Annotated in this window: 4 protein-coding genes and 1 pseudogene; all 5 read left to right on the top strand. The window is 67.6% G+C overall.

Annotated features, from left to right (window positions below; genetic code table 11):
* Positions 1–78 precede the first annotated feature (78 nt).
* Positions 79–1,143 carry a porin gene (locus JHD63_RS21425; RefSeq protein ID WP_198972826.1) on the top strand — a complete coding sequence of 355 codons (1,065 nt, stop codon included), beginning with the start codon at positions 79–81 and terminating at the stop codon, positions 1,141–1,143.
* Between the two features lie 204 nt (positions 1,144–1,347).
* Entirely contained in the window at positions 1,348–2,367 is a 1,020-nt protein-coding gene (locus JHD63_RS21420) for an ABC transporter permease (RefSeq protein WP_198972825.1), read from the top strand.
* Between the two features lie 31 nt (positions 2,368–2,398).
* Positions 2,399–3,415 (top strand): sugar ABC transporter substrate-binding protein, encoded by a 1,017-nt coding sequence (locus JHD63_RS21415; RefSeq protein WP_198972824.1) that lies wholly within the window; start codon positions 2,399–2,401, stop codon positions 3,413–3,415.
* A gap of 135 nt (positions 3,416–3,550) precedes the next feature.
* Positions 3,551–5,665: an ABC transporter permease gene (locus JHD63_RS21410; RefSeq protein ID WP_198972823.1), complete on the top strand. Its 2,115-nt coding sequence runs from the start codon at positions 3,551–3,553 to the stop codon at positions 5,663–5,665.
* A pseudogene (locus JHD63_RS21405) lies at positions 5,662–5,953 on the top strand (hypothetical protein); the annotation flags it as partial. The gene JHD63_RS21410 and the pseudogene JHD63_RS21405, both read left to right, overlap by 4 nt.

Below are 5,953 nucleotides of genomic sequence, written 5' to 3'. Positions count from 1 at the left end.
TGGCTATGCCAAGGAGTGATCTGCCTTCGACTCTCTTTCCATGACAGCCATTCCCAACCCTGAAGAGGAGACATCCCCGTGAAGAAGCCCATCGCGCTGGCCGCAGCCAGCCTCGCCGGCCTGGCACTTTCGCCGGCCTTCGCCCAGAGCAGCGTCACGCTGTACGGCATCATGGATGCGGGCCTGGCCCGCGTCAGCAACATTGCCGGCGGAGGCTCCACCCAGGTGCGCAGCGGCAACCTGTACACGTCGCGCTTCGGCTTTCGTGGAACGGAAGACCTGGGCGGCGGGCTGAAAGCCAATTTCAATCTGGAGGCAGGCCTGAACGTCGACACCGGCACCACCAGCACCCCCTACTTCAACCGCCAGTCGTGGCTGGGCCTGAGTTCCAGCAGCCTCGGCAGCGTCTCCATGGGCCGCATGCTGCCCACGATCAACGACCTGTTCATCGCCTCGCTGCAGGCCTCGTACTTCGGCAACCCGTCTGCCGCCATCGACGGCGCGGCCACGGGAGCGGGCTCCTCCGCGGCACGCTTCAACAACATGCTCGGCGGCACGCGCGTGGACAACGCCATCAAGTACCAGTCCCCGGTCATGGCCGGCTTCCAGGGCCATGCCATGGCAGCGCTCGGCGAAGTGACGGGGTCGAGCTCGGCAGGCCGCATACTCTCCCTGGGCGGCGGCTACAACGCGTCGAACATCGAGGCCGGGCTGGCCTACCATGAGCGCCAGTGCGGCGAAGCCGGCGGCTGCCCCGTGGGCAAGGACACGGACAAGATCTTCGGACTGGGCGCGGCCTACAAGCTCGACGGCGCGCGCTACGCCCTGCTCTACACGCAGGAGCGCAACGCCCTCAACGTCAAGGATGCGAATGCCGACGTGCTGAGCCTGCTCGCACGCATGCCGTTCGGCCAGTGGGTCGCGGCGGGCGGGTTCCAGTTCCTGAACGACAAGACCCCGCTGAACCAGGACGTGCGCCAGGTGAACCTCGCACTCAACTACCTACTCAGCAAGCGCACCCAGCTATACGGCCTGTACTCGTACCAGACCGTGAAGAACGGCGGCAAGGCAGGCATGTTCGCCACCACCTCCAGCAGCAACAAGCAAGGCCAGCTCAGCCTGGGCATTGCGCACACCTTCTGAGCCGAAGAGACCGGTTGATTGTGAGTCCAAGGGTTGAGGACATGGTGAAAGCCGTGTCCTTTTTTTTTGCCGCAAGCAGGGTTGCCGACGCAGGAAGGGGAGACGAGTCCTGGAGCACCGTTGTACGGAACGTGCAGGCACTCGTCGTTGATTGTTTCCTGCAGCCCCGTCACTCTAGCGTCGGCACATCCAGCAGGAGACAAATTGAACACCGCAAGCGCAGCACCGCCGCCGTCGCCCGCCCGGGCCCGCGCCCGCTTTCGCCCCACGCAGGAAGGCGTGGTGTTCCTGCTCACGGGCGTGCTGTTCCTGGGCTTCTCGTGGGGGCTGGACGGCTTCCTGAGCACGGGCAACGTCATCACGCTGCTGCGCAGCGTCTCGGTGCTGGGCATGCTGGCGCTGGGCATGGGCCTGGTGGTCATCGGGCGGGGCGTGGATCTGTCGATGGTCGCCTCGATGGTGGTGGGCATGTGCTGGGCGCTGAGGATGGCGAGCGAGGGCACGATGGATTTCCATCTGGCCCTGCTGGCGGGCCTGGGTTTCGTGCTCGCCTGCGGCCTGGCCACCGGCATCGTCGTCGCGTTCGCCGAGATTCCCCCGGTGTTCACCACCCTGGCCATGGGATCGGTGATCTTCGGCGTGGGCAACGCCTTCTTCTTTTCGGTCGATACGCACAACGCGCCTCAGAATCTGGGCTGGCTGCGCACCCTGGGCTATGGCTCGCTGCTGGGCGTGCCGCTGGCCATCTATGCGTTCGCACTGCTGGCGCTGCTGGTGCACGGAATTCTGCGCGGCACGCGCCTGGGCCGCACCATCTATGCCATGGGCGACAACCCGCAGGCCGCGCGGCTGACGGGCTTTGCGGTGCGCCCCACCATCGTGGCCCAGTACGTGGCCAGCAGCCTGATCGCCTACGTGGTGGCGCTGGTGATCGTGGCGTCGAACGAGGGCATGAACACGCGGCTGTTCTACACCACGCTGGTGTACGACGTGCTGCTGGTGGTGGTGCTGGGCGGCATCGGCCTGGGCGGCGGGCGCGGAGGCGTGCGCAACGTGCTGGTGGGCACGCTGCTGGTGGGCACGCTGGCCAGCGGCATGACCATCATGGACCTTTCGAACACCGCGCAGAACCTGATCAAGAGCCTGGTCATGCTCACCGCCCTGGTCATGGACACGCTGCTCAACCCGCGCGACGAGCAGACGTCCCAGCAGGGCGACATCTGACTTCCCCCCCACCTCAAGGAGACATAAGGCCATGAAGCAAGCCAAGAAACTGGCAGGCGCGCTCGCGCTCGCCCTGGGTGCCACGCTGTGCGCGCCAGCCCTGGCGCAGGATGCCGGCATCGACAACCAGAACCGCAATGCCTACCTCGCCTCGCTCAAGGGCAAGCGCGTGGTGTTCATCGCCATGACCATGCAGGTGGACATGACCAATGCCTGGGCCAGAATGATGCAGCGCCAAGCCAAGGAACTGGGGTATACGCTGGACATCCGTGACGCCAACTGGAGCACCGAGGTCGGCTCGCGCGCCCTGACCACGGCGATTGCCGAGAAGCCCGACCTGATCGTACTGCAGAACGCCGATGTGCAGGCCTACGCCCGGCTCATCAAACAGGCGGCGGACGCGAAGGTCAAGGTGCTGCAGTTGAACATGGAGTCGCTGCAGAAGAGCGACGGCTACGTGGGCGCCGACTGGGTGGGCATCGGCTATGCCGCGGGCCAGGAGCTGGCGCAGCGCTGTGCGGCGGGCAAGGGCCGCTCGACCAAGGTGCAGGTGCTCATGGGCGCGCCCACCAGCGCGGTGGACCTGTTCCAGGTGTTCGGCATGCGCAAGGCGCTGGCCGAGCACCCCGAGATCAAGATCGTGTCGCAGCAGACCACCAACTACGACGCCAACAAGGCACGCTCCATCACGGCCAGCGTGCTGCAGCAGCACCCCGACCTGTGCGGCAGCTTCGGCATCTGGGACGCGATGGACGCGGGCACCGGCGCCGCGATCAAGGAGGCCGGACAGCAGGGCAAGGTGTTCGTCGTGACTTCGGGCGCGGGCGCGGAAACCTCCTGCCAGAAGGTCAAGGACGGCACCTTCAGCGCGCTGGTGGCCTACGACTCGCGCGTGCACGGCGCGGCCATCAACACCATGGTCGCCAACATGCTGCGGCTGGCGCAGCCCACCGTGGCCAACCCCATGGTCTATTACCCGCCCAGCCGCGTGATCACCAAGGACAACCTGCGCCCGGGCTCGTGCTGGGGCGTGGAAGACCTGCTCTGAGCACACCCCCAAGAATCAGCATAGAAAATGCTTCCAGCCCTGGTGCCTCCAGGCCTGGTAGCTATCTTTTTTGAAGTACTCCTTGCCCAACCAGCGCCAGCGCCACCCTCTCCTCCACCAGCCGACCCGCGATCCATGGATGCCCTGATCCGACTCCGTTACCGCTACCTGCCCGACCACCTCGTCGGCGAGCTGCTGTCCAAGCGCTGGGCCGACAACGCCGTGCCCTTCGTGGCCCTGATGGTCGTCGTGGCCCTGTTCGGCGTGCTGACGCCCGGCATGCTCACGGCCACGGGCCTGCGCGACCTGAGCAGCCAGGTGGCCGAGTTCGGCCTGGTGGCCATCGCCATGTCCGTCGTCATGATCGCCGGCGGCATCGACCTGGCGCTGGGCGCCACCTTCGCGCTGTGCGTGCTGGCCGCGCTCACGGGCATGAACGTCTACCACCTCCAGGTCTGGCAATCGGCACTGCTGTGCCTGGGCACGGGCGCTCTGTGCGGCGCAGTGAACGGCGTGCTAATCGGCTACCTGCGCCTGCGCGCGTTCCTGACTACGCTGGTAACCATGGTGCTGCTGCGCTCCCTCTACGACATGGTGCTGCCCATCTTCGCCACGCGCATCGTCGTGTCCACACCCGAATCCGCGCTGTGGGAGCAGCTCGGCAGCGGCGGCCTGCTCGGCATTGCCTGGGCCGTGTGGCTGGCGGCCCTGGTGGCGCTGGCGTGGCACATCGCGCTGTCGCGCTCGCGCCCGGGCTGGCGCATCGCGGCCGTGGGCGGTGCGCGGCGCGCGGCCTACAACGCGGGCATTCCAGTGCGTTCGGTGGTGGCCATGTCCTACGTGCACGCGGGCATGCTGTGCGGCGCCGCGGCGTTCCTGTATGGCGCGCGCATGGGCAGCGTCAGTTCCGACACGGGCGTGGGCATGGAGATCGCCGTGCTCACCGCCGTGGTGCTGGGCGGCACCACCCTGGGCGGCGGACGCGGCTCGGTGGCCAAGGCGCTGCTGGGCTCGGTCGTGGTGCTGGTGCTCACCAACGGGCTGCTGCAGCTGGGCGTGGTGGGCACGACGGCCTCGATGATCCTGGGCCTGATCCTGCTGGCGGGCGTGTTCCTGGACGTGCGCTGGGTGAAGAACCGGCAGCGCCTGATCAACAGCACCTACGTATCGCCCGCGTACTTCGACATTGCGCCCTGCCCGGACACCGAGGAAGGCGCAGCAGGCGCCTACGCGCCCAACAGCCGCCTGTGCCAGACGCGCCTGATCGGCGAGGGCCGGATCGAGGCCCCCGAGGACGTGGCGCTCGACCGCGAAGACCACCTGTACTGCGGCACGCGCCAGGGCGACATCGTGCGCTTCCTCGCGCCCGACTACACGCGCCACGAGGTCTTCGCCCACATCGGCGGCACGCCACTGGGCATGAACTTCGACCGTGGCGGCAACCTCGTGGTCTGCGTGGGCGGCATGGGCCTGTACATGGTCACGCCGCAGCGCGAGGTGGTGAAGCTGACCGACGAAACGCCGCGCAGCCGGTTCTCGATCATCGACGACTCGCGCCTGCGCCTGGCCGACGACCTGGACATCGCCCCCGATGGCCGCATCTTCTTCAGCGAGGCCACCGTGCGCTACAACGCGCACAACTGGTCCACCGACATGCTGGAGAGCCGCGGCAACGGGCGCCTGCTGTGCTACGACCCGCGCAGCAAGACCACTGAGACGGTGCTGCGCCACCTGGTCTTCCCCAACGGCGTCTGCTGCCTGCCCGATGGCGAGTCGCTGCTGTTCGCCGAGACCTGGGCCTGCCGCGTGCGGCGCTTCTGGTTCGACGGGCCCAGGAAAGGCCTGGTGCGGACCGTGATTGCCAACCTGCCCGGCTACCCGGACAACATCAACCGCGCCTCCGACGGCCACTACTGGCTGTGCCTGGTCGGCATGCGCAGCCCGGCGCTGGACCTGGCCCAGGTGATGCCGGGCTTTCGCCGCCGCATGACGCGCCGCGTGGCGCCGGCCCACTGGCTCTCGCCCAACCTCAACGCGGGCTGCCTCATCAAAATCACCGCCGAGGGCGAGGTGCTGGAATCGGCCTGGGACAACCAGGCCGTCAACCACCCCTCGCTCACCTCGTGCAAGGAGCACAAGGGCTACCTCTACCTGGGCAGCCTGTTCAACAACCGCATCGGCCAATGGAAGATCGAGGGCGCGGACCCCGGCTGGACCGGCCCCGGGAGCTACTGGGGAGCACGCGCATGATGCAGGCCCTGCACGACGCCGCAGACCGCTTCTTCGGGCGTGGCCGCCACAGCACCGCCGTGCCGATCATGGACGGTCCGCTGCAGCCCGACCAGCGCCTGGAATCGGCCCCCGTGCTGGCCCAGGCCCCGGAGCTGGACAACCTCGTGGAAGCAGGCGGCGCCCTGCTCTGCTCCAGCGGCGAGCGGCTGCTGCGCATTGGCGAAGGCCGCGTCACGCCCGAGGGCAGCTTCGACACCGCCATCACCTGCCTGGCCAGCGGCGTGGACGGCGCCCTGGCCATCGGCC

This window comes from Xylophilus sp. ASV27, assembly GCF_016428875.1.
Taxonomy (GTDB): domain Bacteria; phylum Pseudomonadota; class Gammaproteobacteria; order Burkholderiales; family Burkholderiaceae_C; genus Xylophilus.
Note: the sequence above shows the minus strand (reverse complement) of the source record. Positions and strands in the feature narration are given on the sequence as shown.